We start from the raw sequence: 24,217 nt of genomic DNA on the forward strand, positions 1-24,217 counted from the left end.
GAAGCTGACCGTGGTCACCACCCAGCACCGGATCTCCGGCCGAGCACATCACTCGCCAGAAATGCCGGCCCTGCGCGCATCGGAGGAGGCCCCGAGCCTCGCGGAAGCCCTGGAAAATGTTCAGCGCAGCATTCGTGCCCTTGGTCCGGCCATGGCTGCCAACCCCGCTCCTGCCTCGCCGCAGTTGGCCCGCAGCCTTCAAGCGGCCGAGAATGTGTGGCGACGCATTGGCGCGGAGTTCGGGTTGTTTTCCAGTGTCGAAGTCGGCGCCATCCTCGGGGCCAGGAAGCCGAACCGGAATGCCGCTTCGGAGAAGCGGTCCGCCGGCCAACTCATAGGCATCTTGCGGGGCAACTCCTACCGCTACCCTGGTTTTCAGTTTGACCGGGAGCGCGGCGAGATCCTTCCGGTTATTTCGAGGCTTATCACTTTGGCCCGGGAAAATGGCCGATCCGATGAAGACTTGGTCCACTGGTTGATTTCCCCGAGTTCCTACTTCCAGGAGGCCCACCGCCCTGTGGACTTTATCCGGGAGGAACACCTTCTCCTTGCTGCCGCCAAAGACCAGTTCGAGGCATCTTGGTGACAGCGGGCAATTCGGAGACACCAGATCCTCCGAACCCCTTCCGGCCGCGGGAGATCACGTTAGCTGCCGGAACACGGATGCACCGGGTTTACGACAATCGATATGCCACATTGGAATTCAATCCAGGGCCGAAGGGGGCCGGCCGCTTCCACTTCTTTGGAGAACCCACGGTTCCAGTACTCTACGCTGCCGAGACTGAGGAAGCGGCCGTGGCTGAAACCCTCCTGCGGAATATCCCTGTTGCTGGAGGCTTGCTTGCGTATGGCGACTACAAGTCGAAGGTCATGGCCGCTTTCACCAGCCGCAGGGAGATCCGGCTGGCCTCATTCTTGGGATCCGGCTTACGGACCCTGCGCGTGGAAGCACGCCAGCTCACGGATACACCTGGTGAGTCCTACCCGCAGACCAGGAAGTGGGCCGAAGCTGCGCACGGTGCCGGCTATGAAGGAATCGCGTGGATGTCGAGAAGGAACAACAGCGACCGGGCATACATGTTCTTCGGCGACCGTCTCACGTCCGGTGATTTCGAGGTAGTCCCCGGCAGTGGACGAATTTTTGCTCTTGGCCCCGGCCAGGACTGGCTGATAGACCTCTGCAGTCCGATGCATATTGACGTGATGCCGGCGCCTGCCCTGTCACCCTAATCCAGCGCGGGCGAGTATGCGGCGAACCCTTCCCTCAGCCGGACACCCTGCGCACCGATCATCGCGACGTCTTCCCACAGCACCAGGAATGAGCCCCGGTGCCGCCACCTCAGCAGAGCTGGCAGCGGCCACGGCTGCCGCAGTTCGGTCCGCTCGTAGCCCAGGAACGAGGATGCACTGTGCGGACTGACCACCAACCCGAGCAGCCGCGCCTCGGCCAGAAGCTGCCGCGGGGCACCGTCCACCACGAACCGCGCGTCGGCCACCCTGCCCAGCCGCGTGCCGCCGTCGTTATAAACAGGAACGCCCAACAGGTCACCGAGGATCATGGCGGCCTCCCGGGATGCGGGCGATAATCTTGTCCCGGATCCAGCGCTCCACCCACGTCGCGTCCAGGTTCCCGCCGCCGACGCCGAGGCGGACTACAACCCCCACCTCGGCAACGTCCTTCCACGGGATGCGGATCAGCCGGGACGACGGCGGCCTGCCGCCGAATATGCGCGTCCCCAGCACCGGGCCGGTCAACAGCGCGGTCAGGACGGGGGCCGGCGTCCCCGGCGCCAGCTCCACATCCAGGGCAGGCCCGCTCAGCTCGAGGTCGTCCACGGTGGTGACCGGGACGCCGTCGTTATCCATGACCTGCCGGTCCAGCAGGTGCAGCTGCGCATCCAGGAGGCGTCCTGCCAGCGGAGGTGGCGGCGTGAGTGCCCGCATGGTGTTCATGATCCGGCTCCTGTCACGATCATGAGGGGTATTGCTGCCAGGGAGGCCACCAGGATGATCACCAGGTAGGCCATGGCCAGCACGTTGACCGGGCGGCCGTTGACGTGCCGGCCCATGTATTGCGGATCGTTGGCCACGATGAGGATGGGCAAGTACGTGAGCGGAAGGGCGATCGCGGAGAACACCACGGAGTATTCGGTCACCAGCACCGGGTCCACGCCGGTGGACAGGACCGCCAGTCCGATGAACAGGCAGATGATCATGGCCAGGTGGAAACGGGCGGCCTGGGCTGGGCGGCGGAACTTGCCCCAGGACCAGCCGAAGAACTGGGCCAGCGTATAGCCGCTGGAGAGGGTGGTCTCCAGGGCCGCGCCGAAGGTGGCCGCCACGAGGCCCACCAGCACAAACGCCAGCCCCACCTTCCCCGCGCCCTCCGCCACCGGGAGGATCACCTGGGAAAGGGACGTCACGGCGATCCCGGCGGGCAGAAGCACCACCGCGGCGCAGCCGGCGATCGCCACGGACAACAGGCCGCCCAGCGGGAAGCCGACCAGGACGTTGATCCTGGACTGGACCAGGTCCTTGATGGACCAGCCTTCCTCCACCGCTCCGGAGGAGAAGAAGAACACCTCGTAGGGCGTCATGGCCGCGCCGAACAGGGCGATGGCGTAATACCAGTAGGTGGGCGCGGTTTCCTCGGCCGGCACGGCGGGGGCCAGGGCCTGCCCGGCGAGGTTTCCCCAGTCCGGTTTGAGCAGGAACAGCGCCACGGCAAACACGATCAGGGTCAGTCCCAGCAGCCCGGTGACGTTCTCCATGACGGAAAACTTGACCCGCCACACCACCAGCCAGACCGCGAGCGCGGCCACCGGGATCCACAGCAGGTAGTGCACGCTGCTGGCCAGCTGGAGCGCCAGGGCCACCCCGCCGATTTCCGCCGTTACCGTCATCAGGTTGATGAGGAAGGAGGCGGACAGGTTGGCCAGTCCTGCCCGCGCCCCGAGACGTTCGCGGATCACCTCGAACGTTGCCCGGCCTGATGCCGCGGCCACCCGCCCGGACATATTGGCGAACAGGCAGATGCCCACCACGCCCACGCCCACCACCCACACCAGCGAGAGTCCAAAGCGGGAACCGACGACGGCGTTGGTCACCAGGTCGCCGATATCCACGAATCCGCCGATCGCCGTCAGCACACCGAGCGCGACGCCGAGGAGCCGCTTCACTTTCCGCCGTCCTTTGCACTCAGCTGGGACAGGCGGTCCGCCGCTTCGGACAGCTGCTGGCCGCCGTCGGACAGGGACGGGGCGCCGTCGGACAGGGACGGGCCGCCGTCACCGCCGTTTACGGCGTCGCGGGCGGTGGTGAGGCTGGAGGTGCAGGCGTCCAGGACGCTGAGTGCCTCCTGGACCGATTGCCGGTCCTCTTCGCTTGCGGGCGAGAGTTTCAGCACTGAATTCCGGCTGGTTGCCAGCTCCTTGAGTGCGTCGTCCAGGGCAGTGGACGTGGCCGCACCGGTCAGCTTGCCCGCGGCATCTAGGCTCAGGGCAAGCCGGGCCGTGGCGATGGCAGATGCGCTGTCCTCGACTGCTGTGGAGAGGGTGCTGCCGGTCCCGCTGCAGCCGGTAAGTACAGCGAGCGCGCCGAGCCCGGCGGCGAGGCAGGCGGCCAGCCCTGGGCGGGGCCGTCGATCTATGCGGGGCAGCTTTATGGTTGGCCCGATCGGCGCTGGTCTTCCCAGCACTGCGCCTCCAGCCTCCGGGCGAGCCCGGGTGGTCTTGAACGCCCCTCAGCAAACCGCCGCAAATTTGGTTGCCTTAGGTCAGGTATAGCACTCAGGCACTGGTTTGTGGATGGCCGGGCAGGACGTTTTCGCAGGTGGCAGCGGGGTTGCCGGTACGGCGCTCGAAGCGGCGATCGCCTTAGTGGGCTGCAGGCACCTGTGCTGTCTCCAAACCGACCGTGGGGGTGGCCCTCAAGGCGTTAACAGCCCTGTCCGCGACCACCTGGGCGTCACTGCCGGAATCAAGGATCGTGTTCCGAACCGATTCGGAATCTACCATGACGGCCGTGACGGCGAGGGCGTCCGAGGCCCCGGTGGTCAGCAGGGCGTCCACCTGGGCTTCGAAGCAGGAATCGCTTGACGAGGAGTCAACATTCATGGCCACCACGTGGTTGTTGGAGACGAAGTTACCTGCCCCCGCCATCAGCCGGATGATGACCGGCTTTGCACCTGCCGGCCGGATGCTCTGGGAGTCGATGACCTCGGAGAAGTGGTTGCCGATGACCGAGTTGTTGCCGCCGCTGACGCAGAGAAGGCCGGTGAGGTCGTCCAGTCCGTTGTCCACTCCCAGGAAGGGCTTCCAGGGCTCATGGTCACGCAGGAAGTGGTTCGTGGCTACCAGGTTTTCCGAACTGTTCGCTGTGAGCATCACCATCCCGGGGTAGAACGAATGCAAACGGTTGTTGGTGACGCTGGAACGGGTGACGCCCTCGAGATGGACGCTGCTGGCACCACGGGGAAAGACGTTGTTCGCGGTGATCAGCAGGCCGCCATGGTTCTGGGCGTAGATCGAGTGGCCCTTGAAGCCTGCTCCCACCAGGTTGTCAGTGATTTTGGATGCCTGGCCCCACCCGCGGAGCTCGATGCAGCTCCCGCATTCGGCGATGAAGTTGCCGTGGATGGACAGCGCGTCTGCATGGTAGATGGTGAGGGCGTTTTCCAGGTAGACGAACCCCATGCCGGTCACGCGGAAGGAGTCATTGGCGCTCGCCACATAGATGCCGGTCTTCCCGTTGACGTAGGTGTTCTCCGCAGGCAAACCCGAGCCGTCCGGTCTGAAGTGCAAGCCGTCGATGCAGAAGTTGGAGAACTCCACCGAGCTGATCCGAGGGCTCCCACTCCGCTCAACGTAGAAGGCGGCTCCCTTGGATTCCTCCGCGTCTTCGCCGAGGGGGATGTCGACGATAATGCGGCTCCCCCCTGGCCACAGCTCATGCAGGCCGGGCCATTCGTCTTCGGGCACGTTGAAGCGGATACTCGACGACGTAAAGCCGTGTCCCGAGCCCTCGATCCGGAGGAAGCTGACGTCGATCATTACCTGCGTACGGAGGTGGTAGTCCCCAGGCGGAATGTAGATCACCGCACCGGGCTTTCCGCCGTCGCTCACATCGGTGGCGGCCTGCCGTTCCTTGATGTCAGCGATGATGCTGTTGATGACTTCGCCGACGTCCTCGTACGGATCGCCGACGGGCCACGTCGTCACGTCGTAGCAGTTGTTGCTTGCCATGGGTTCTTCCCTTTCGTTGTCGGAAGTCGCTGCACCAGAGTTCACTGGGCCACCGGCTGATGCTCAGGGAGTTCCGCCCGGGGTTCCTCTGACATTGGAGGGCGCGCGCCCGGGCGGCGCACCGTGATCGCGGCTGCTTTGGATGCCATGCGGCCCAGCGAGTCCAGCACGGACGGTGCCAGCCCATCCGCTCCGCGCATCAGGAGTCCGTAGATCAAGGCAGACATATACGAGTCGCCGGCCCCGATGGTGTCCACCACAGCAGACCTAATCGGGGGAACGGCTACCTGCGCGCAGTGGGTTGTGAGCAAGGATCCCTCCGCTCCCCTGGTGAAAGGTGCTTCTCGATAGCGGCGGCATGGTGGTCGTCTCCGATCGACGTCAACAATGCGGTGTCCGCACCCAGCCGCCCAAGCCCGTAGGCAACATTAGCGGGTGATCCGCCGGGGTGCTCGACAGTCCCTCGGGGAGAGACCACGATGTCCACGAGTGCTTCACCCACAACGAGGACATCAATGCCCGGCTTGGGATCATCGCCGGTGTGCTGGAGTGTTGCCATTTGTGGACCTTTCCTGGAGTCAAGCACGTTGGATACAACCGGGATTAAGTGAGTGTTGAGACGGAGAGCTTCAGTACTGTTGCTGGGCCGCCCTCGGCCGACAGCCAGTTCTCCCGGTTTTCGGCTCCGGGGAAGATGAGGTCAGTCAGGACCACCTTGCCGCCCTGTGCGAATACCTCCACCGAGCAATGGTCGACGACGATCTGCAGCTTGAGCACGCCGTCCTCAAGGACCAGCGGGGCCGACTCCAGGGAAGGAAACTTTTCGTGGAAGCCCGTGATGCCTGAGCGCCTGCGATCCAGGGTGAGCTGGGCGCTGGCGGCGTTGTAGCTCAGAACGGTGCCCTCGCTCCCGTCGCCACCTCCGAACAGCCGGAAATCGACACGTTCGGCGCGTCCGGGCAGGATCTCCGCCTCGATAACGTGAGCACTGCCGCGTACGGCATCCGGCAACCGGCAGGCTGAATCTCGCAGCTCAAAAGTGTCCGCGTTCATCTGGTTCTTGCTGGTAGGCACCACTCCCCTTGCGCCCGGAGCGGCCAGGACCGGTTGCTGGATCAGACGGGCGGAGCCGTTGACTGCCGTGAGGCGCAGTTCCCTGGCGAGGGTCATCGAGGACCGCCAGGGGGCGGTGGGCAGCTGGTTGGCGTAGTCCCAGTTGTTCATCCAGCCAATGACGATGCGCCGGCGATCCGGGGCATTGGTGAAGGATACTGAGGCGTAGCAGTCGCGTCCCCAGTCCAGCCACAGGCAATGCTGCAACGCTGCCGAGCGCATCTGGGGGTCGGGGAAAGAGCTCAGCCCGGCAGGCGCCGCGAGTGAACCGGACTCCGGGACGAACCGGACGCCGTCGAAATCCCCCACGAAGTACTGGCCGCCGGAACCTCCTGCCACGGCGCCCGGATTGACGTTGACGATCAGTACCCATTTGATGCTGTCCGGGTCCCCGTCCACTTCCAGGGGAAAGAGATCCGGGCACTCCCATTCACCGGCGTCGGCGTTGGCCGGGCCGAAGTCGCTGAGGAACTCCCAGGTCTTGAGATCTTCCGAACGATAGAGGACCACGGTTTGGTGCTGCGCTTCGACGGCGACCATCACCCAGTAGTCGCCAGCGTCCCCCTGATAGCGGAAGACTTTGGGATCCCGGAAGTGCGCGGAGTTCCGGGTGAGGACAGGGTTTCCGTCGTACTTTTGCCACGTCAACCCGCCGTCGGTGCTGTAGGCCAGGGACTGGGCCTGGGTGCCGCGGTGTTCGGACGCGGCTTTATAGGCACTGGTGTAAATGGCTACGAGGGCAGGTGCGTCCGCCGTCCCGAAACCGGACGTGTTTCCCTGGTCCACCACCACGCTGCCGGAGAAGATGTCCTCTGCCTCGTCGCAGGCAATGGCAACAGGGTGTTCCGTCCAGTGCAGCAGATCACGGGAAGTGGCGTGGCCCCAGGACATGTTGCCCCAGACATTGCCGGACGGGTTGTTCTGGAAGAAGAGGTGGTACAGGCCGTCGTGGAAAACCAGGCCGTTGGGATCGTTCAGCCAGGTGTCCCTTGCCGTGAAGTGGATGGCAGGCCGGAAGCTGGAGGTTGCCGCCGGGGCTGTTTCCGGGCGTGCGGCATCAAGGTAACTGGACATGTCGTGCGTTCCTCTGGGGAAGTGGAAGGGGCTGGCTGCCTAGTCACGGGGAGCCGCGATGGAATCGCGGGTCACGAGGGGGCAGCTCAGAATGGTCGGGTGAAGTGCCATGAGGGTAAGGTCGGTCTTCCCCTCGACGGCGTCGATCAGGTGCTCGGTGGCCCAGGCACCCATCTCGTAATGAGGCAGGGCCACGGTGGTGAGGCCCGGGTGAAGGTTGGCGGCGATCAGTTCCTGGTCATCGAAACCGACGATCGAAAGGTCAGCAGGGATGGTGAGTCCCAACTCCGCAGCGGCGCGGTAGGCTCCCATCGCCATCCTGTCGTTGTAGCAGAACAATGCCGTAGGCATATCGGCGCGGTCCTCGCGTGCCAGGATCCGCCGGGCCGCTTTATAGCCGCCCTGCACCTCGGAGACCTCCGACTCGACAAGTGCCGCGCCGCCGTCGAGCCCTGCTTCAGTCAGCCTGGCCCGGAAGGCCTGGAGCCGCTGATGGGTTGCGGGGACGTCATCGGTGTTGTTGATGAAGCCGATCCGCCGGTGCCCGGCCGCGAGCAAAGCTTCCACGGCGGCACGTGCACCGCCCTCTTCATCCGGGATCACGGCAGTGATGTTTCCGCCGGCGGCCACCGAGTCAACCAGGACGGAGGGCACGCTGCCCAGATTAGCCGGCAGCTCCACGTTGCGGTGGTACATGGTGGCGTAGAGGATTCCGTCGACCCGGCGTTCCAGGAGGGCATTGACGTCGTCCCGCCGGGATTCGAGGCTGGCTGAACCGGACGTGTTGATGATCATGAGGTTGTACCCCCGGGCTTTGGCAGCCTCCTCGGCGCCGAGGATGATCCGGCCGGCGTGGGGCGTGGTGGCGATGTCCTCGCTGACCAGGCCCAGCATGCCGGTCCTCTGGGTGCGCAGGGCCTGGGCCAGCCGGTTTGGCCCATAGCCCAGTTGTTCCGCAGCGGACCGGACCTTGTCCCTGGTTTCAGGGCTGATCCGTGCATAGGCCACCTCATTGAGGACATGGGAAACAGTTGTCACGGACACGCCGGCAGCGGTGGCCACGTCCTTGATACCGATGTTCTTGTTGCTCATCTGTCTCCCACGTCCTTATGGTCGGTGATGCCCCTGGGCGTCATCAGTAGGCTACTCGTTGTTGGTGGTCTAGCCCTTGACCGCGCCGAGCGTCATGCCTGCGACGATCTTGCGCTGCAAGAGAAGGGTGAGGAGGATGACCGGGATGGAGTACACCGCGGCCAGCGCCGTCATGGATCCCCAGTCCAGGCCGAACTGGGTCTGGAAGTTTGCGATCACCACGGGTGTTGTCTGGGAGCGGATCGCCGTCATCAGGAGTGCGAAGAGGAACTCGTTCCAGGAGGCCAGGAAGGCGAAGATCGCTGTGACCGCGATACCGCCGGAAACCACCGGAATCACTACCCGCCACAGGGCTTTGAGCCTGCTGCAACCGTCCACAGTGGCAGCTTCCTCCAGGTCCTTGGGCACCGCTTCGAAGAAGCTGGACATCAGCCAGATGGAGAGCGGCAGCGAGATGGTGGTGTGGGCGATGGAGAGCGCGATTGGCGTATCTGACAGGCCCATGGATGCCATCATCGAGGCCAGCGGAATGCCGATTGCCACCGGCGGCACCATGCGGGTGACCAATGCAGCCATGATGAAGATCCGGCCGCTCAGGGTCTTGTACCTGGTGATGCCGTAGGCTGCGGGCACCGCCAGCACCAGTGAAAGCACGGTGCTGATGACGGCCGTCTGGATGCTGTTGATGAAGGACGCCACCACACCGCTGCGGCCCAGTGCGTTGACGTAGTTCTCCAGCGTCCATTCCCGCGGGAGGATGGTGGGCGGAACCGCGATGGTATCGATCGGGGTCTTGAAGGACGTGAAGAGCAGGTAAAGGAACGGGAAACCGTAGAGCACCATCGCTGCCGCCAGGAGGACCCACAGCAGGGTCCTGGTGCTGCGGCGGCCTGCTTCCAGGCCTTCACGGTTGACGCCCCGGCGCTTGCGGCCGCTGCTGCTTCCGGTGGTTGGCAGGGAAGGGTCGGCAACGGCTACAGGTGACTTCCCGGCGTCGTGCATTGTTTTTTCGGCAACGCGCATCAGTTGTCCTTTCCTGGCCGCCAGATGGTGGACACCGCGACGAACGCGACGGCGAGCATGGCCAGCAGATAGAGGGTTCCCATGGCGCTTGCCAGGCCGGGATCACCAAAGCGGATCATGGTCCGGTAGATCAACAGGCTCATGGTTTCCGAGGCGGACTGGGGGCCGCCGTTGGTTTGGATGAGGATGGTGTCGAATGCCCGGGCCGCATCGATTCCGCGGACCACGAGGGCGACGGCGATGACCGGCCGCAGGAGGGGCAGGATGATGCGGAACAGCATCGCCGGTGCGCGTGCGCCGTCCAGCCGCGCGGCTTCGATCAGGTCCCCCGGAATGTTCTGCAGCCCGGCGAAGAGCACCAGGCACATAAACGATGTGGTCAGCCAGATGTCCGGAATGGCAACCGAGAACAGCACAATGTTCGGGTCGGAGAGCCAGCCGATCTGGTTGGGGTTGGACAGGATGCCTGCCTGGTGCAGGAGGGTTCCGATGAGGCCGAAGTTGTCGATCATCAGGAACTTCCAGAGAAGGCCGGCCACGATGGGCGCGATCATCAGTGGATACATGAAGACGGTCCGCCAGATCTGGGAGCTGCGCCCGAGGGTGGTGAACAGCAGGGCCATTCCCAGTCCCAGGGCGAACTCGAGGGTGACCACCACCAGCGTGTAAGCCAGGGTCCGCCATCCGGCACCTACAAAGGCCTCGGAGGCGAAGGCCCGGAAGTAGTTGTCCAGACCCACGAAGTCACGGGGGCCGCCCGCTATCGGTGAGATCTTGAAGAAGCTGTCCGCCACAAGGCGGAACAGCGGGAAGGCGACAAAAACTGCAAGGAACAGCGCCGCTGGTGTCATCAGGAACAATGCGAAACGGCGATCGGAGATACGCACGGTTTTCTCTTCCGCTGGTTGGGGGGCCACGGCCGGCACCGGTGTTGCTGTGCCTCTTCGGCAGATGCCGGCCGCGGAGCTCTTACTTGACGAGGTCCTCGATCTGCTTCTTGGCATCGGCGAGGAGTGTTGCGGAGTCACCGCCCGCAACGGCCTTCTGCAGCATGGGAACCAGAACCGTGTCGACGATCTGCTGCCACTTCTCGGTAGCCGGGCGGGTGGCCGTGGCTTTACCGTTCAGGGTTTCGATCAGCGGGCCGAAGCTTTCGTAGCCTTCCTTGTCCTGGTACTTCTCAAAAGCAGAGATACGGGAAGCCAGGCCGAGGCTGGATTCGATACCCATGCTGTTGTTGTCGTAGGCGCACTTGATGAACTTCTTGGCGGCGTCAGTGTTCTTGGTGGCCTTCGGGACGGTGAGGTACCAGGGTCCCGGGACACCGCCAACACCGGCGGATCCGGCGATCATGGGAGCAGTCCCCACCTTGCCGGCAACCGGTGCGTCCTTGGGGATCTGCCGGTAGGCGTGGGCCCAGAAGCGGGTCATTGCGGTCTTGCCCTGGTTGAACAGGTTCTGGGCCGCGGCCCAGTCAACCTGGGCGGCACCGGACGGAGCGGACTTAACGAGGCTGACGTAGAAGTCGAGGGCCTCCTTGTGCGCGGCGTTGTCGATGACCACCTTGTTGTTCGCGTCCAGGACCATCGGCGAGCCGGCCTGCAGGACGTGGGCGAGCCATTCGGTTTCTACCCCGCCCTTGACGTCGGTGCCGTACATGCCGTCCCTGGTGAAGAATTCGGAGATGTCCTGGTACTGCTTCCAGGTGGTGGGCGCGGCGAGGCTGTACCCGTACTTGGCCTGGAAGTCGGCCTTGTTCTTGGCGTCCTCGAAGAGGTCCTTGCGGTAGAGGATGATCTCGGCATTGGTCCATGCCGGGAGCCCGATGAAGTGCCCGTCCACGTTCGCTTCCTTGACGAGGGCGGGAAAGATGTCCTTCTTGGCCTCGTCAGTAAAGATTTCGTCGATGGGCTGGACCGCGTCCTTGAAGCTGGGCAGCCAGACGGAGTCCAGGGCTGCGACGTCAAAGGAAACGTTGCCGGAGGAGAATTCGCTGGAGAGGCGGTTGAACATGCCGTCGTAAGGCAGTTCGACGAAGTTGACGTTGACTCCCGCGTCCTTTTTGCACTGTTCGGCGACGCCGGTCAGCTCGGCGTGCCCGCCAGCCTCGACCAGGACGTTGACGGTGTTGGTGCCGGCGCTACCCGTGTTGGACGGGCCCCCTGCGCCACACCCGGTGGCTGCCAGTGCGACGGCGGTGCAGACGCCGCCGATGGTGACGAACCTGTTGATGGTCTTTCGAGTGGACATCGCTGTCGACTCACTTTCTCTCGAACGGAAATGGCGAGACAATGCTTGGGGTGAAAAATCGTTTTGATAAAACGACTTGGCACCAAGATAAGCGCATCGCTTGCAGGGTGTCAAGCATCACTTTCACCATGAAGAAACGTTTTGGCATTTTGGCACCGAAGGACGCCGTCCGTCGGGGCGGCAAGGCGTGCTGCCTCTCCCGTAACCCGCTGTCGTGAGGTTATCTTGCTTCACCTTGCACGACGCGGACAGGGGTGTGGCCCACAGCGCAGGTGCGCCGCGACCGCCGTCGTACTCCCCACCAGCCATGGCCATTGTGTGGCATACGGGCACCCGGTACGATGCACCCGGGGAGAGGTCCTGGTCTCGCATGACGAGCCGTTAGGGGCCATCCAATGACCGACTTCTTCACCATGCAGCCCGGCGAAACCGCAGCTCCGCTGCCATCAGGACCAGTGCTGTGCACAGGGACCGCGGGCATGCGGCGCATCCACCGCTTTTTCCTGTGGGCCTATGACGAGGCGCCCGGCCTGGTGCGCTCCGCTGCGGACGGAGACACCGCCCGCGCCGCCTACGTAGGCGAGGTGCTGGGGAACTTCGACAAGGTGCTCCACATCCACCACGAGGGCGAGGACCTGCTGATGTACCCGCAGATGAAGGACCGGGCACCGGCCTGCGCCTTGCACATCGGGCAGATGCTTGAGCAGCACCGGCAGGTCACCCAACGCCTCGGGAGCATCGAGCCAGTCCGCCTGCGCTGGATGGAGACGGCAGACGCAGAAACCGGCCAGGAACTCGCGGAGCGCTACGAGGACCTGAAGGCAGTCCTCAACGTTCACCTGCGCCGGGAAGTCACCGAGGTGATGCCCGTGGTGGACAGGATCCTGACCGAGAAGGAGATGCAGGAGGCCGCCCAGCACGGCATCGATCAGCTCGACAAGAAGTTCCTGGTGGGCTACCTCGGGATGGTGCTGGCCACGAATCCGCCCCCCGACCGGAGGGAGATGTTCAAGGAGATCCCTCCCCCGGTCCGGGTTGCCTACCGCCTCTTCGGGCGGAGGATGTACCGGAAACAGTACGAGACGCTCTTCCCGGGACGCCCGGTTCCCGAGACACTGTAGCGGCGCAGCGGGTTTCGACAGGCCCAACCACCCGGCAAGGGTTTCGACAGGCTCAACCACTACTGCTTGTCCAACAAACGCGTAGCACTTGTTAGGCTGGAAATCCCCAGACTAAAGCGAGGCTCAACGTGAATCAGGACGCCGCCAGGTTCCTGTCCCAGCCGGTAGCGGCCCAGCCCGGCTCACCCCTCCGCGTCGCGGTGTACTCCCGGATCGCCGAAGCCATCCGCAACGGCCTCCTCACCCCCGGATCCATGATCCCCACCGAAACGGAGCTCGGCGCGGACATGAAAGTCAGCCGCACCGTGGTCCGCGAAGCCCTCATGCTGCTCGAAGAGGACGGACTCATCCGGGCGCGGCGCGGCGTGGGACGCTTCGTCTCGGACACGCTGCCCCGCATCGGCATCGAACGCATCCGCCCCTTTGAGGAAGTCCTCGCCGGCCCCGGCCAGCAGCTCGAAGTCAAGCGCACCCAAGTGGTCCGGCAGGCCGCCTCCGAATTTGTCGCCCCCGGCATCGGGGTCGAGCCTGGCACCGACTGCTGGCTCTGGGAATCCATCCTGATCCGCGACGGCGAGGCCATCGCCCACCTCCAGGAGAACGTTTCCGCCCAGCCCGTCAGCGTCGGCAGCAGCCCCGCCGTGCCCCTGGAGATAAAGGACGACGGCGGCACCAGCCTGCTTGCCGCGCTCAACAGCCAGCTCGGCCGGCTGCCCGGGCCCGGCGAGTGCCAGATCAGCCTCAGCCAGGTGGGCCCCAGCCGTGCGAAGCTGCTGGACCTGCGCCCGTCCGACCCCGTGCTGGTCCTCACCCAGTATGTTCGGTACGGCAACCAGCCCTTCTACCTCGCCAAGTGCCTGGTCTCAGCCCGGGCCGGGCACCTGTCGGTCATGCAGTCCTTACAGTCCTAGGCGGGCAGCCTCCGACAGGTATACAGGCATCGATCATACTGTCACTGCAAACAACACCAACCGCGCCCGACTAGCTTCTGGCCGTTGTCAGTTCAGCAACGAAGCCGCTCGCCCGGGTGGTCCCGGGTCCGCCCCCCCCTGTCTGGGTCCAGCTTCTTGGAGCACTGACAGACAAGACATAAATGTCAGGGGCCCCTCGGCGTTTCATATTAGAAGCAGCCGTAGCATTTACGCATGGCTCGTTACGGGATAAAAATGGCATGCACCTTCCTGACACTCTTGGGACTATCGGTCACAGGAATGGCGCCGGTGGCAGCGGCTCCACCATCCGGTAATACGGACCTGGTGGGCAATGACGTTTCCTGGCCCCAGTGCGGGAAGACCCTTCCCAGCGGGCAGGCATTCGGGATTGTGGGTGTGACCGGTGGACTGGCCAATAACACCAACCCTTGTCTCGCTGGACAACTCGTTTGGGCCGCTAAGTCTAACGGGCTAACTGCGCAGCCCAAGGTCGCTTTATACGTAAATACTGCCAACCCAGGACATGAAGGCTCTTGGTGGCCGTCCTCCAACATCTTCCCGGACCGGAAGGGCCCAAATCCCTACGGAGAATGCGTTTCCGAAGGCGGCGGCGAAGGCCCAGTGAACCTTGCCTGCTCATACATGTACGGCTACACCAAGGCTTATGACGACGCCATTAAGCGAGGCGTGAATGACCCCGGCAGCTATTTCTGGTGGCTGGATGTGGAGACCGGCAATAGCTGGCAGACCGACACAGCCCTGAACCGGGCGACCCTCGAAGGGATGGTCGACTACTTCGAGAGCATCACCGCCGGACGTAAGAACGCCGAAGGCAAGGCCGCCGGTGTCGGGATTTACTCGACCAGCTCGCAATGGGGAATCATCGCCGGCACCGTGCCGTCCGGCAGCTCCCTCGCGGGGCTGCCAAGCTGGCTCGCAGGTGCCAAGACCCTGCGGGGAGCCAAATCGAATTGTTCTCTTCCTGGCTTGACGCCCAACAGCCGGGTAAGAGTGACCCAGTACGTTTCAGCCGGACTCGATTACGACTACTCCTGCATATAGGCAGCACGTAGTCATCCCAATCCGTGAATGCTGTCCCACGTCCATAGAAATGGAACGGCTCGACGGTGTTTCTAAATACATCGGAATGGCTGGGGTCGGTAGTCACCACCCAAGGAGAATTTGACAACCTCCTGGCCGCTCGCCCAATTTGCCCGCTGACGTGGACCGCACCCTGCATGCGCCTCACCCCGCAGGTGGCGCACCAGCCGTGGTGAGTGCCGCCGTCGTGGTTTCAACAAGCTCAGCCACCGGGTGCAGCGTTAGCAGCGTCTCCACCAGGTGCGGCGCAAAGTCCCCTTCAAGTGAGAGCACCACGCGGCACCGCGCGCCCGGCACCTCCGGGTACCCGGCATAAGCCCCGCGCATGTCGCAGACGGTCTGTCCGCGGGATGGCCCGGAGGAGGTGTCGACGACGGCACGCACCACCGGAGCCACGGCAGCTTCGACTGCACCGACGGCGAGCGCCGCCGCCAGCGGATCATGCATCGCCGAGCAGGGCCTCCCATAGATGCCCTCGTAGAACCCGAAGTAATACCCCAGCATCTCCCCCAGCGCCCTCGGCACCGGACCAGGCGCGGCCAGCAGCTGCTGCCGGTGCGGTTCCTCGAGCACAGACGCCATGGTCACGTCCAGCGGCACCAAAGTGATGTCCCAGTCGGCGGCCAGCACCAGGGCTGCAGCCTCGGGGTCATTGTGGATGTTGGCCTCGGCCACGGGCGTGATGTTGCCAGGGGCGAGCGCGGCGCCGCCCATCACCGTAATCGAATGAACCAAAGCGGGCAGGGCAGGCTCGAGCCGGAGGGCTTGGGCGATGTTGGTCAGCGGCCCGATGGCGACCACGCGCAACGTGCCCGGATACGACCGGGCCAGCCGCACCAGCATTTCCGCGGCGGACTCCGGCGCCAGGGACGCAGAGGCCGCGTCCAGCGCAACCTCGCCGATCCCGTTCTCACCGTGAACCCATGGCGCCCCGCCGCCAAACGAACCACCCAGGGGATCGTGTGCTCCCAACGCAACAGGGATGTGGGCGTGGCCTGCCAGCTGCAGCAGGTCCAGGGTGTTGCGGGCGCCGACGGCGGCACTGACGTTGCCGCTGACGGTCCCGATTCCCACTACCTCGGCGGTGGGGGCGGCGAGCAGGTATGCCAGGGCGAGGGCGTCATCGATCCCGGTGTCGCAGTCCAGGTAGATCGGGTTGGTGGAGGTCATGGTTCTTCTTTCAAAATCGGTGAAGGGGAAGGGAGGTCAAACGGTCTCGCCCTTGGGGGCGGCGACGAAGAGGCTGACGATGAACGCGGCGGCCGTGATGCCCACGGAGATCCAGAGGGCGGTGGCGTATCCGGCTGCCGTGGCCTGGGCGGCGAACGGCGCAACGAGGACGACGCCGAGGCTCGCCCCGATACCGAAGGAGGCGCCGTTGATGCCGGGCAAGGCAGCCGGAGCTTCTTTGGGCGAGAGGAGCACCGACAGTCCGTTGATGGCGGTGAGGAACAGCCCGTTGTAGAAGATGCCCAGCGCCGCCACGGCAATCAGCACCGCCAGCTGGTTCGTGGAAAACATAGCGGCAACGATGGCGCAGGCCAGGCTGAGCCCGGTGCCGGCGCGCAGGGTCTTGATCCAGCCGCGGCGGCCGGCCAGCCACCCGGCCAACGGCGCGGCGAACACGCCGATCAAAGCGGCCGGGGTGAGGAACAGCAAGGCCGACAGGGAGGCGGAAAGCCCGAAACCGCCGTCGGGATCCTGGCTGAGCAGCACCACGGTGAAGTTGATGATCGCGAAGATACCGGCCAGCGTGAGGACGGTGGTGGCGATGACCGGCCAGACCTGGCGGGAGCGCAGGTGGTGGACGGCGATCAGCGGGTGGCTGCGGCGCTTCTCGATCATCCAGAAGGCGGCGAAGGAAGCGATGGTGCCCGCCAGCAGGGCCAGGGTGGAGGGTGCGGTCCAGCCGGCGGCCGAGCCGTCGGAAACGAAGTAGGTGATGAAGACCAGGAACACGGACAGGGATCCCGCGCCCCACCAGTCCATGGCACCACGAACGCCGTTGGGACGGCCCTTCGGAACAATGCGGACGATGCACGCAGCCGCGATGGCGGTCAGGACAAGCACGGCGACGAAGATGGACCGGAAGCCGAGCGTTTCGGCCATGAGGCCGCCCACGTAGCCATCCACTCCCCCGATCCCGCCGTTGACGGCGGCAATGATTCCCACCGACGTGCCAAAGGCTTTCGCCTGCAGGTTCTCGCTGAGGACGATGTAGGCGAGCGCGAACACAGCGCTGGAGACACCCTGCAGGAAGCGGCCCGTAACGAGCAGTTCCAGCGTGGGCGCCGTGATGCAGAGGATGGTTCCGGCGCCCATAATGCCCAGGACCAGCAATAAGGCGGCGCGGCGGCCGATGAAGTCGCTCCACCTGCCGATGACCGGCCCGGCGATGGCGCCGGCCAGGAAGAACATGGACTGGACCGGGGCTGCGGCGTCGGCGTTCCGGCCGAAGCTGGCGGCGATCTCCGGCAGCGCCGGCGTGACCATGCTGGCGTTGAGCTGGAAGGACAGCACGCCGAGCAGCAGCGTCGAGATCAGCAGGGCGGCGCGGCGGCCAGAAAGCTTGCCGGCCTCGTCGGGAAGGACGACGGCGGGCGAGGCTTGGGCGGGAGGCGCGGCTGCCGCGGGGGTTGGGGTGTTCACATCAAACTCCTTTGTTTCTGCAGGCCGGTCCTGCGGTTCGGATGTGAGTTGTTATACAACCATGTATGACGGACAAGTACAACAGTGCCGTACACTATTTCCTAATCCAGCCGGTTCCGGCTCCTCCCCCGTAAGGAATTTCATGAGCAACAAACTTCCTGCCCTCACCGTTGTGGGCAGCATCAACCTGGACTTGATCGCCACCGCCCAACGGCTTCCGACGGCGGGCGAAACCATCGGCGAGGCCATACTTTCGGAGCAGCCGGGCGGCAAGGGCGCCAACCAGGCTGCGGCCGCCGCCCGGCTTGGCGGGAGTGCCCGGATGATCGGCGCCGTGGGGAACGACGCTCACGGCCAGCTGATGCTGGATGCGTTGGCAGGAGCGGGCGTGCACATTTCGGACGTCGCCGTCCTTCGGGACGCCACTGGAACTGCGCTGATCGTGGTGGACCGCGACGGGGAAAACCAGATCGTGGTGTGCCCGGGCGCCAACTCACACCTCTCGCTTGACGGCGTGGAGTTCGGCCCCGACGAGACGGTGCTGTGCCAGCTGGAAGTCGGCCTGCCGGTCGTCCTGGAGGCGTCCCGGAAGGCCCAGGGCTTCTTTGTCCTGAACGCGGCGCCGGCCATGGACCTGCCGGCGGAGCTGCTGGAGCGCTGCGACCTGGTGATCGTCAATGAGAGCGAGTACGCCCTGATTCCGGCCCTCGCGGACGCGAAACTGGTGGCCGTGACGTACGGCGGCGAGGGCTCGGTGATGTTCGAGTGCGGGCGGAAGGTGGCCGAAGCTCCCTCAGCATCGGTGACGGTGGCGAACACCATCGGCGCCGGGGACGCCTTCTGCGCTGCTTTGGTCCTGGCCCTGCAGCACGGACTGGACAATGGCCGGGCGCTGGCCGTGGCCAATGCTGTGGGTGGAGACGCCGTAGGTGACCCCGCTTCGCAGCCGGAATTGGCACAGCTGAGCCACTATGTTGAGCGGACTGCCGCGGCCATAGGCACACGGTGAGCGTCGGGTTCAGGCGGGCGACGCCGTCGGACTTTCCCGAGGTCCGGCGCATCACGCGGGACGCCTATCTCCGGGCGGGGCACTTCGCCGCCGACCATCCGTACATGGGCGTGCTGGAGGACGTGGAGCACCGCGCCGCGCACGCGGAGGTGTGGGTGGCGGAGGCCGCCAGGAAGGTGGTGGCGGCGGTGACGCTGACGTTCGCCGGCCAGCCGTACAGCGAGATCGCCGTGGATGGGGAGTTGGAGTTCCGGATGCTGGCGGTGGACCCTGCTGTCCAGGGCGGCGGGGTGGGGCGGGCCGTGGTCCGGCGGGTCATTGAGCACGCGCGGTCCCTGCCGAACATCGGCGCCATCAGCATCACCAGCGCCACCTTCATGGAGCGTTCCCACGCTTTGTATGAGTCCCTGGGTTTCCGCCGCGCGCCGGAGCGGGACTGGTACGTGCCGGGTGAGGATGTGCTGCTGTGGGTGTTCCGGCTGGAGCTGTAAGGCCGGCGGCGGCACGTGCCATGAGTGCGGCCGGCACAAAGAGTCCAAAAAGTTTTCCCAGGACAGCCATCCGAAACGCGGTAAGGCCCGAATAGCAGGCATAACCCTTTGGGTCAGCAGGTAAAGGCCTGCTCTTCCATAACCACACATATCGCATTCAGGAGATCACCATGGCAACTCACACCGGCACCCGCATGGCGGCCCGCACAAACGTCCAGAAGGCATCGATGGTTGTCGGCGCCGTGTTCCTGCTGGTCGGCGTCCTGGGCTTCGTTCCCGGCATCACCGGCAACTACGACCAGCTCGCCTTCGCCGGCCACCACTCCGAGGCCCTGCTGCTGGGCCTCTTCCAGGTCTCGGCCCTGCACAACATCGTCCACCTGCTGTTCGGGGCGGCCGGCATCGCCCTCGCGCGGACCGCCGCCGGCGCCCGCTCCTTCCTCCTCTACGGCGGCATCATCTACCTGGTGCTCTTCATCTACGGCCTGGTCATCCCCCAGGATTCCGACGGCAACTTCGTCCCGCTGAACAGTTTCGACAACATCCTGCACCTGCTGCTCGGCATCGGGATGGTGGCCCTGGCCCTGATCCTCACGAAGGGCCACAAGGCCCGCGCCTAAGGCATTCCCACGGCGGTAATCACGCCGCACCGAACACGACGATGGCCCCGGCCGCAGCTTCCGCTGCTGCCGGGGCCATTGTATTTAACTGCACCGGCCAACCCGCAGGGCGGCTCAACCACCAGGGGCCGCTTTCGGGTTTCGACAGGCTCAACCACCGGGGCCGCTTTCGGGTGTCGTCAGGCTCAATCACGGGGCCCGCTTCAGTAGCATGCGCACTTCGCGCATCTGGGCTTGCGTTAAATGCGCAAGGTCTTTATGATTTTAATCATGATCGGAGCCGGGCGGCTCGGTCCCCTCCCCCTCCCCCAACACAACAATGAGGTTGCTTCATGTCTGTCCCAATCAAGGCCACCATGGAAAAAGTTCCTGGCGGCATGATGCTGATCCCCCTGCTCATCGGCGCCCTCCTGGGCACGTTCGCACCGGACTCCGCCAAATTCTTCGGCTCGTTCACGGGTGCTCTCTTCACCGGCGGCACCACCATCCTCGCCGTGTTCTACGTGTGCATGGGTGCCAGCATCGATATCAAGGCCACCCCGTACATCCTTAAAAAGGGCGGCGTCCTGTTCGGCAGCAAAGTCCTGTTCGCCATCATCATCGGCGTCATCGCCGGCCGGTTCATGGGTGAACTTCCCATCAACGGCGGGCTGCTGACGGGCTTGTCTGTCCTGGCCATCCTGGCAGCCCTCAATGACACCAACGGCGGCATGTACATGGCCCTCATGGGCCAGTACGGCAAGCCCAAAGACGTTGCGGCCTACTCCGTCATGACGCTGGAGTCCGGCCCCTTCCTGACGATGGTGACCCTGGGCGTTGCCGGCCTGTCGGCCTTCCCGTGGCAGGCACTCGTGGGCGCCATCATCCCCCTGCTCCTTGGAGCCATCCTGGGCGCTCTTGACCCGGCGATGCGCAAGTTCCTCTCCTCCGCGGCCCCTGTCCTGATCCCGTTCTTCGCCCTTGCGCTCGGCTTCGGCCTCAACCTGAACCAGGTTCTCAACGCTGGACTGCTGGGTGTGGCGCTTGGCCTGTTCGTGCTCATCGCCGGCGGTGCTGTGCTCTTCTTCGCGGACAAGCTGACCGGAGGCTCCGGCATCGCCGGGCTGGCAGCAGCCACCACCGCAGGCAACGCGGCCACGGTTCCCATGCTGGTAGCCGCAGCCAACCCTGCCTACGCTCCCGCGGCCGGACCCGCCACCGTACTGGTTGCCGCGTCCGTGGTGGTCACCGCCATCGGCTGCCCCCTCATGGTTGCCTGGTACGCCAGGCGACTCAAGGCGAAGGAAGCCGCGGCAGCACCTGAGGTCTCGCACGCGGTATGAACACGGACGCAGCCACGCGGTGGGCAATCATCGCGGACGACTTGACGGGGGCGGCTGATGCGGCCGCCGCCTATGGCCCCACGCACACCAGCTGCGTCATCCTCGACGTCGACTCCGCTTGGCCCGACGCTGAAATCCTCTCAATCAATACCGAGAGCCGCTACCTGGCTCCAGCGGAAGCCGCCGCGGCTGTCACGACGGCGGCGGGGCGGGCCCTCGGGCAGCACCGCCGGGTCTTCAAAAAGATCGACTCATTGCTTCGAGGCAATGTCGGTGTAGAAGTCGCTGCGGCACTCGCGCAGATCACGCAGGGCCTCGAAAACGGCCTCGCCATTGTGGCCCCGGCGTTCCCGGGCACTGGGAGGACCACCGAGGGTGGCATCGTCCATATCAACGGCGTCCCGAACACTGAAGGAAGCTTCGGCGGCGACGTCTCCGCAGCACTTGCGCCCAGTGGGCTGACCGTCGAGGTGGTTGCCGGCGCAGCGGGAGGTAACCCCGAGGAACTGGCGCGGCACCTCCGGGAGGTGCAGGAACGCGGGACTGACGCCGTCGTACTGGACGCCTCCTCCGACCAGGACCTGAAGGCCATCGCGGCCGCCGCCAAGCTGCTGGACTTCCCGGCGCTCCTGGTAGGCTCCGGCGGACTGGCCGGGCACATCGCCGCGCGTGACGAAGGAACAGCTGCGCGGAATGGGCAGGAGCGGCACGTTAGCCGGACCCTGACTGTAATTGGCAGCTACTCCGGCCTCGCGCGGCAGCAGACCGATGCACTTGTCGAAGCCGGCGCTGAGCACATCACGCTGGACCACGCCACCCTGGACGATACCGAAGTTCCCCGCCAGGTTGCCCAGGCCATGGCCCGGACGGACGTGGTGCTGACACCGGACCCGATGGGCATCGTGGACAAGTCGCAGGCACTTGTTGTGGCAGAGGCCCTGGCCCGCGCCACCGCAGCCGGCATCGGGCACTGCGACGCCCTCGTCCTCACGGGCGGGGAAACGGCCACGGCAGTCCTGAAAGCCCTCGGCGCCGGAAGCTTCACGGTCCTCGGCGAGGTTGAACCCGGCGTCGTCATGAGCCTGCTGCCCGGGCCCCTCCCCCTGCTGGTCACCAAGGCCGGCGCCTTCGGGGACGCTGGCACACTGGCCCGGACCAAACAATTTCTTACTGGCACTACGACTGAAATGAGTATCAAATAATGGGACGCCCGATTGTTGCGATCACCATGGGCGATGCAGCCGGCATCGGCCCGGAAATCATCGTCAAGGCCCTGGCCGACAGCGAACTCCGGTCAAAGGCCCGCATGCTCGTCATCGGGGACCTTCGCCGGTTGCAGCTCGCTGCTGACATCGTCGCCAGCCCGCTGACCCTGCGCAAGGTCTCGGAACCCTCGGAGGCCCTGTTCGACGAGGGCACCATCGACGTGCTGGACATCGACTGCATTCCGGAGGACCTCGCCTGGGGTGAACTCTCGGCGGCCGCCGGAAACGGCTCATACCTCTTCATTGAGAAGGCCGTGCAGCTGGCCATGGACCGCCAGGTGGATGCCATCTGCACCGGGCCGCTCAACAAGGCAGCCCTGCACGCAGCCGGGCACAAGTACCCCGGCCACACCGAACTCCTCGCCGAACTGACCGGCACCGAGGAAGTTTCCATGATGCTGACCGCCCCGAAGATGCGCGTCATCCACGTCACCACCCACATCGGCCTTATCGATGCGATCGCCAAGATCAACGGTGACCTGGTCTACCGGACCATCAAGCGTGGACACGAGCTGCTGCAGGCCTCCGGCATCGAAAACCCGAAGATTGCGGTGTGCGCCATCAACCCGCACGCAGGCGAAAACGGACTGTTCGGGTATGGCGAAGAGGCGGAGAAGATCCAGCCCGGCATCGAGAAGGCCCAGGCAGACGGCATCAACGCCTTCGGCCCGCTCCCGGCCGACACCCTGTTCTTCCTGGCCGGCCGGGGCGACTTCGATCTGGTGGTGGCCCAGTACCACGACCAGGGCCATGGCCCGGTGAAGGTCCTCGGCCTGGAGAACGGCGTGAACATCACCGTGGGCCTGCCCGTGGTGCGCACGTCCGTGGACCACGGCACCGCTTTCGACATCGCAGGCAAGAACATCGCCGACCACGAATCGCTTCTTGAGGCGCTGCGGCAGGCAGTGGACCTGGCGCCGTCACGTGACGAGGCTCTCTAACCGCTTCCCAGAGACAAACGGCCGGTCAGCGTAGAATTGCTGACCGGCCGTTGCCGTTGGTTGAGCCTGCCCTCCCGGTGGTTGAGCCTGTCCTCCCGGTGGTTGAGCCTGTCGAAACTAGGGGCCGGAACTAGCATGGTTACCACTGCCACGGGAAGGAGACCCGGAATGCTCAGCGCAAACGCTCGGCGCGAGGAGATCTACCACCTCGCCGTCACCACCGGCCTGGCATCCGTGGAGGAACTCTCCGCCAGGTTCGAGGTCACTGCCTCCACCATCCGCCGCGACCTTGCTCTCCTGAACGGGCAGGGCCGGCTGGCCCGCACCTATGGTGGCGCCATGGCCCTGGGCGCCCACCCGGAAGCGTCGCTGCGGCAGCGCACCGGGGAAGCGTTCGAGCAGAAGCACGCCATCGCCCGCTGGGCCGCGGCCGTAATCCGGCCCGGGGAGAACATCCTGCTCGACGCCGGCTCCACTGTAGGTGCCCTGGCCCACGAACTGCGCGGCTTCGAAAAGCTGTCCGTGACCACGCCGGGCATCAACACCATGCAGGAACTGGCCGACTCCGAAGGCATCGAGGTGGACTGCCTGGGCGGCCGGCTCCGCAGCGTCAGCCAGAGCTTCGTCGGCCCGCTGGCCGAAGCGGCCTTGGAGCGGATGAGCTTCGACCGCGTGTTCCTCGGCGCCGACGCGGTCACCGCCGAGGACGGCATCTGCGAAGCCGACCACGCCCAGACCCGCCTCAAGGAACTGATGTCCCGGCGCGGCAACAGCGTCTACGTCCTGGCGGACTCCTCCAAACTCGGCCTGCGCCCGTTCCACGCGTGGGCGCGTTTGGCTCTGCCCTGGACCCTGGTAACGGACGACGGCGCCGACCCCGGACAGGTGCAAAAGTTCCGGGACGCCGGGGTACAGGTTGAGGTTGCCTCGGTCGGCAGTTGAGGCTGCGGCTGGTGGTTGAGGCGGCGGCC

The 24,217-nt window shown here is 65.0% G+C and carries 24 protein-coding genes and 1 pseudogene; 12 read left to right on the top strand and 13 right to left on the bottom strand.

What is annotated here, in order from left to right; all coding sequences use genetic code 11:
• Positions 1-10: 10 nt before the first annotated feature.
• Positions 11-586: a hypothetical protein gene (locus QF047_RS14985; RefSeq protein WP_307278587.1), complete on the top strand. Its 576-nt coding sequence runs from the start codon at positions 11-13 to the stop codon at positions 584-586.
• Positions 587-663: 77 nt separating this feature from the next.
• Positions 664-1,230 carry an RES family NAD+ phosphorylase gene (locus tag QF047_RS14990; RefSeq protein ID WP_307281978.1) on the top strand — a complete coding sequence of 189 codons (567 nt, stop codon included), beginning with the start codon at positions 664-666 and terminating at the stop codon, positions 1,228-1,230.
• On the opposite strand, the gene QF047_RS14995 is transcribed toward QF047_RS14990, so the two are convergent.
• The 11 genes and pseudogenes from QF047_RS14995 to QF047_RS15045 form a co-directional block, all read right to left on the bottom strand.
• On the bottom strand, positions 1,227-1,559 hold the full coding sequence (locus QF047_RS14995; protein WP_307278589.1) for a PRC-barrel domain-containing protein: 333 nt from the start codon (positions 1,557-1,559) through the stop codon (positions 1,227-1,229). The genes QF047_RS14990 and QF047_RS14995 overlap by 4 nt on opposite strands.
• Positions 1,546-1,953 (bottom strand): hypothetical protein, encoded by a 408-nt coding sequence (locus tag QF047_RS15000; RefSeq protein WP_307278594.1) that lies wholly within the window; start codon positions 1,951-1,953, stop codon positions 1,546-1,548. Before QF047_RS15000 ends, QF047_RS14995 begins: the two co-directional genes overlap by 14 nt.
• Positions 1,950-3,179 (bottom strand): Nramp family divalent metal transporter, encoded by a 1,230-nt coding sequence (locus tag QF047_RS15005; RefSeq protein WP_307278597.1) that lies wholly within the window; start codon positions 3,177-3,179, stop codon positions 1,950-1,952. Before QF047_RS15005 ends, QF047_RS15000 begins: the two co-directional genes overlap by 4 nt.
• Positions 3,176-3,697 carry a hypothetical protein gene (locus QF047_RS15010; protein ID WP_306638523.1) on the bottom strand — a complete coding sequence of 174 codons (522 nt, stop codon included), beginning with the start codon at positions 3,695-3,697 and terminating at the stop codon, positions 3,176-3,178. The genes QF047_RS15005 and QF047_RS15010 overlap by 4 nt, the downstream gene beginning before the upstream one ends.
• A gap of 178 nt (positions 3,698-3,875) precedes the next feature.
• Positions 3,876-5,243, bottom strand: coding sequence for a right-handed parallel beta-helix repeat-containing protein (locus QF047_RS15015; RefSeq protein WP_307278605.1), 1,368 nt, complete (start codon positions 5,241-5,243; stop codon positions 3,876-3,878).
• 41 nt (positions 5,244-5,284) lie between these two features.
• Positions 5,285-5,802: pseudogene (locus tag QF047_RS15020) on the bottom strand (PfkB family carbohydrate kinase).
• 44 nt (positions 5,803-5,846) lie between these two features.
• Positions 5,847-7,430 carry a glycoside hydrolase family 32 protein gene (locus tag QF047_RS15025; RefSeq protein WP_307278608.1) on the bottom strand — a complete coding sequence of 528 codons (1,584 nt, stop codon included), beginning with the start codon at positions 7,428-7,430 and terminating at the stop codon, positions 5,847-5,849.
• A 39-nt stretch (positions 7,431-7,469) separates the two neighbouring features.
• Positions 7,470-8,522 carry a LacI family DNA-binding transcriptional regulator gene (locus tag QF047_RS15030; RefSeq protein WP_307278610.1) on the bottom strand — a complete coding sequence of 351 codons (1,053 nt, stop codon included), beginning with the start codon at positions 8,520-8,522 and terminating at the stop codon, positions 7,470-7,472.
• A 69-nt stretch (positions 8,523-8,591) separates the two neighbouring features.
• A complete protein-coding gene (locus tag QF047_RS15035; RefSeq protein WP_307278614.1) occupies positions 8,592-9,545 on the bottom strand; it encodes a carbohydrate ABC transporter permease in 954 nt (317 codons plus the stop codon).
• Positions 9,545-10,432: a carbohydrate ABC transporter permease gene (locus QF047_RS15040; RefSeq protein WP_306638515.1), complete on the bottom strand. Its 888-nt coding sequence runs from the start codon at positions 10,430-10,432 to the stop codon at positions 9,545-9,547. Before QF047_RS15040 ends, QF047_RS15035 begins: the two co-directional genes overlap by 1 nt.
• Positions 10,433-10,514: 82 nt before the next feature.
• Positions 10,515-11,795 carry an ABC transporter substrate-binding protein gene (locus tag QF047_RS15045; protein ID WP_307278619.1) on the bottom strand — a complete coding sequence of 427 codons (1,281 nt, stop codon included), beginning with the start codon at positions 11,793-11,795 and terminating at the stop codon, positions 10,515-10,517.
• A 395-nt stretch (positions 11,796-12,190) separates the two neighbouring features.
• Here QF047_RS15045 and QF047_RS15050 point away from each other — a divergent pair, with 395 nt between their 5' ends.
• The 3 genes from QF047_RS15050 (at position 12,191) to QF047_RS15060 (ending at position 14,910) form a co-directional block, all read left to right on the top strand.
• The gene (locus QF047_RS15050; RefSeq protein ID WP_307278622.1) at positions 12,191-12,916 is read left to right on the top strand and encodes a hemerythrin domain-containing protein; all 726 of its coding nucleotides are present in this window, start codon (positions 12,191-12,193) and stop codon (positions 12,914-12,916) included.
• Between the two features lie 128 nt (positions 12,917-13,044).
• Entirely contained in the window at positions 13,045-13,827 is a 783-nt protein-coding gene (locus QF047_RS15055; RefSeq protein WP_307278625.1) for a GntR family transcriptional regulator, read from the top strand.
• Positions 13,828-14,490: 663 nt separating this feature from the next.
• Positions 14,491-14,910, top strand: coding sequence for a hypothetical protein (locus QF047_RS15060; protein ID WP_307278627.1), 420 nt, complete (start codon positions 14,491-14,493; stop codon positions 14,908-14,910).
• A gap of 183 nt (positions 14,911-15,093) precedes the next feature.
• Here the strand turns inward: QF047_RS15060 and QF047_RS15065 are convergent, their stop codons facing one another.
• Together QF047_RS15065 and QF047_RS15070 are read right to left on the bottom strand one after the other, a co-directional pair.
• Positions 15,094-16,119 (bottom strand): nucleoside hydrolase, encoded by a 1,026-nt coding sequence (locus tag QF047_RS15065; protein WP_307278630.1) that lies wholly within the window; start codon positions 16,117-16,119, stop codon positions 15,094-15,096.
• Between the two features lie 36 nt (positions 16,120-16,155).
• Positions 16,156-17,598, bottom strand: a complete 1,443-nt coding sequence (locus tag QF047_RS15070) for an MFS transporter (RefSeq protein WP_307278633.1) — start codon at positions 17,596-17,598, stop codon at positions 16,156-16,158.
• A 142-nt stretch (positions 17,599-17,740) separates the two neighbouring features.
• On the opposite strand from QF047_RS15070, the gene QF047_RS15075 reads away from it, so the two are divergent.
• The 7 genes from QF047_RS15075 to QF047_RS15105 all read left to right on the top strand — a co-directional run bounded on the left by QF047_RS15075 (position 17,741) and on the right by QF047_RS15105 (position 24,188).
• Positions 17,741-18,607 (top strand): ribokinase, encoded by an 867-nt coding sequence (locus QF047_RS15075; RefSeq protein WP_307278636.1) that lies wholly within the window; start codon positions 17,741-17,743, stop codon positions 18,605-18,607.
• Entirely contained in the window at positions 18,604-19,098 is a 495-nt protein-coding gene (locus tag QF047_RS15080) for a GNAT family N-acetyltransferase (RefSeq protein WP_307278639.1), read from the top strand. Before QF047_RS15075 ends, QF047_RS15080 begins: the two co-directional genes overlap by 4 nt.
• A gap of 170 nt (positions 19,099-19,268) precedes the next feature.
• Positions 19,269-19,718 carry a DUF4383 domain-containing protein gene (locus tag QF047_RS15085; RefSeq protein WP_307278641.1) on the top strand — a complete coding sequence of 150 codons (450 nt, stop codon included), beginning with the start codon at positions 19,269-19,271 and terminating at the stop codon, positions 19,716-19,718.
• A gap of 332 nt (positions 19,719-20,050) precedes the next feature.
• The gene (locus QF047_RS15090) at positions 20,051-21,040 is read left to right on the top strand and encodes a 2-keto-3-deoxygluconate permease (protein WP_307278643.1); all 990 of its coding nucleotides are present in this window, start codon (positions 20,051-20,053) and stop codon (positions 21,038-21,040) included.
• Entirely contained in the window at positions 21,037-22,242 is a 1,206-nt protein-coding gene (locus tag QF047_RS15095; protein ID WP_307278646.1) for a four-carbon acid sugar kinase family protein, read from the top strand. Before QF047_RS15090 ends, QF047_RS15095 begins: the two co-directional genes overlap by 4 nt.
• The gene (gene pdxA, locus QF047_RS15100; protein WP_307278648.1) at positions 22,242-23,246 is read left to right on the top strand and encodes a 4-hydroxythreonine-4-phosphate dehydrogenase PdxA; all 1,005 of its coding nucleotides are present in this window, start codon (positions 22,242-22,244) and stop codon (positions 23,244-23,246) included. Before QF047_RS15095 ends, pdxA begins: the two co-directional genes overlap by 1 nt.
• Before the next feature lie 168 nt (positions 23,247-23,414).
• Positions 23,415-24,188, top strand: a complete 774-nt coding sequence (locus tag QF047_RS15105; RefSeq protein WP_307278651.1) for a DeoR/GlpR family DNA-binding transcription regulator — start codon at positions 23,415-23,417, stop codon at positions 24,186-24,188.
• Positions 24,189-24,217 lie beyond the last annotated feature (29 nt).

Origin of the sequence: Arthrobacter sp. W4I7, from assembly GCF_030816215.1 — a bacterium.
Lineage (GTDB): Bacteria > Actinomycetota > Actinomycetes > Actinomycetales > Micrococcaceae > Arthrobacter > Arthrobacter siccitolerans_A.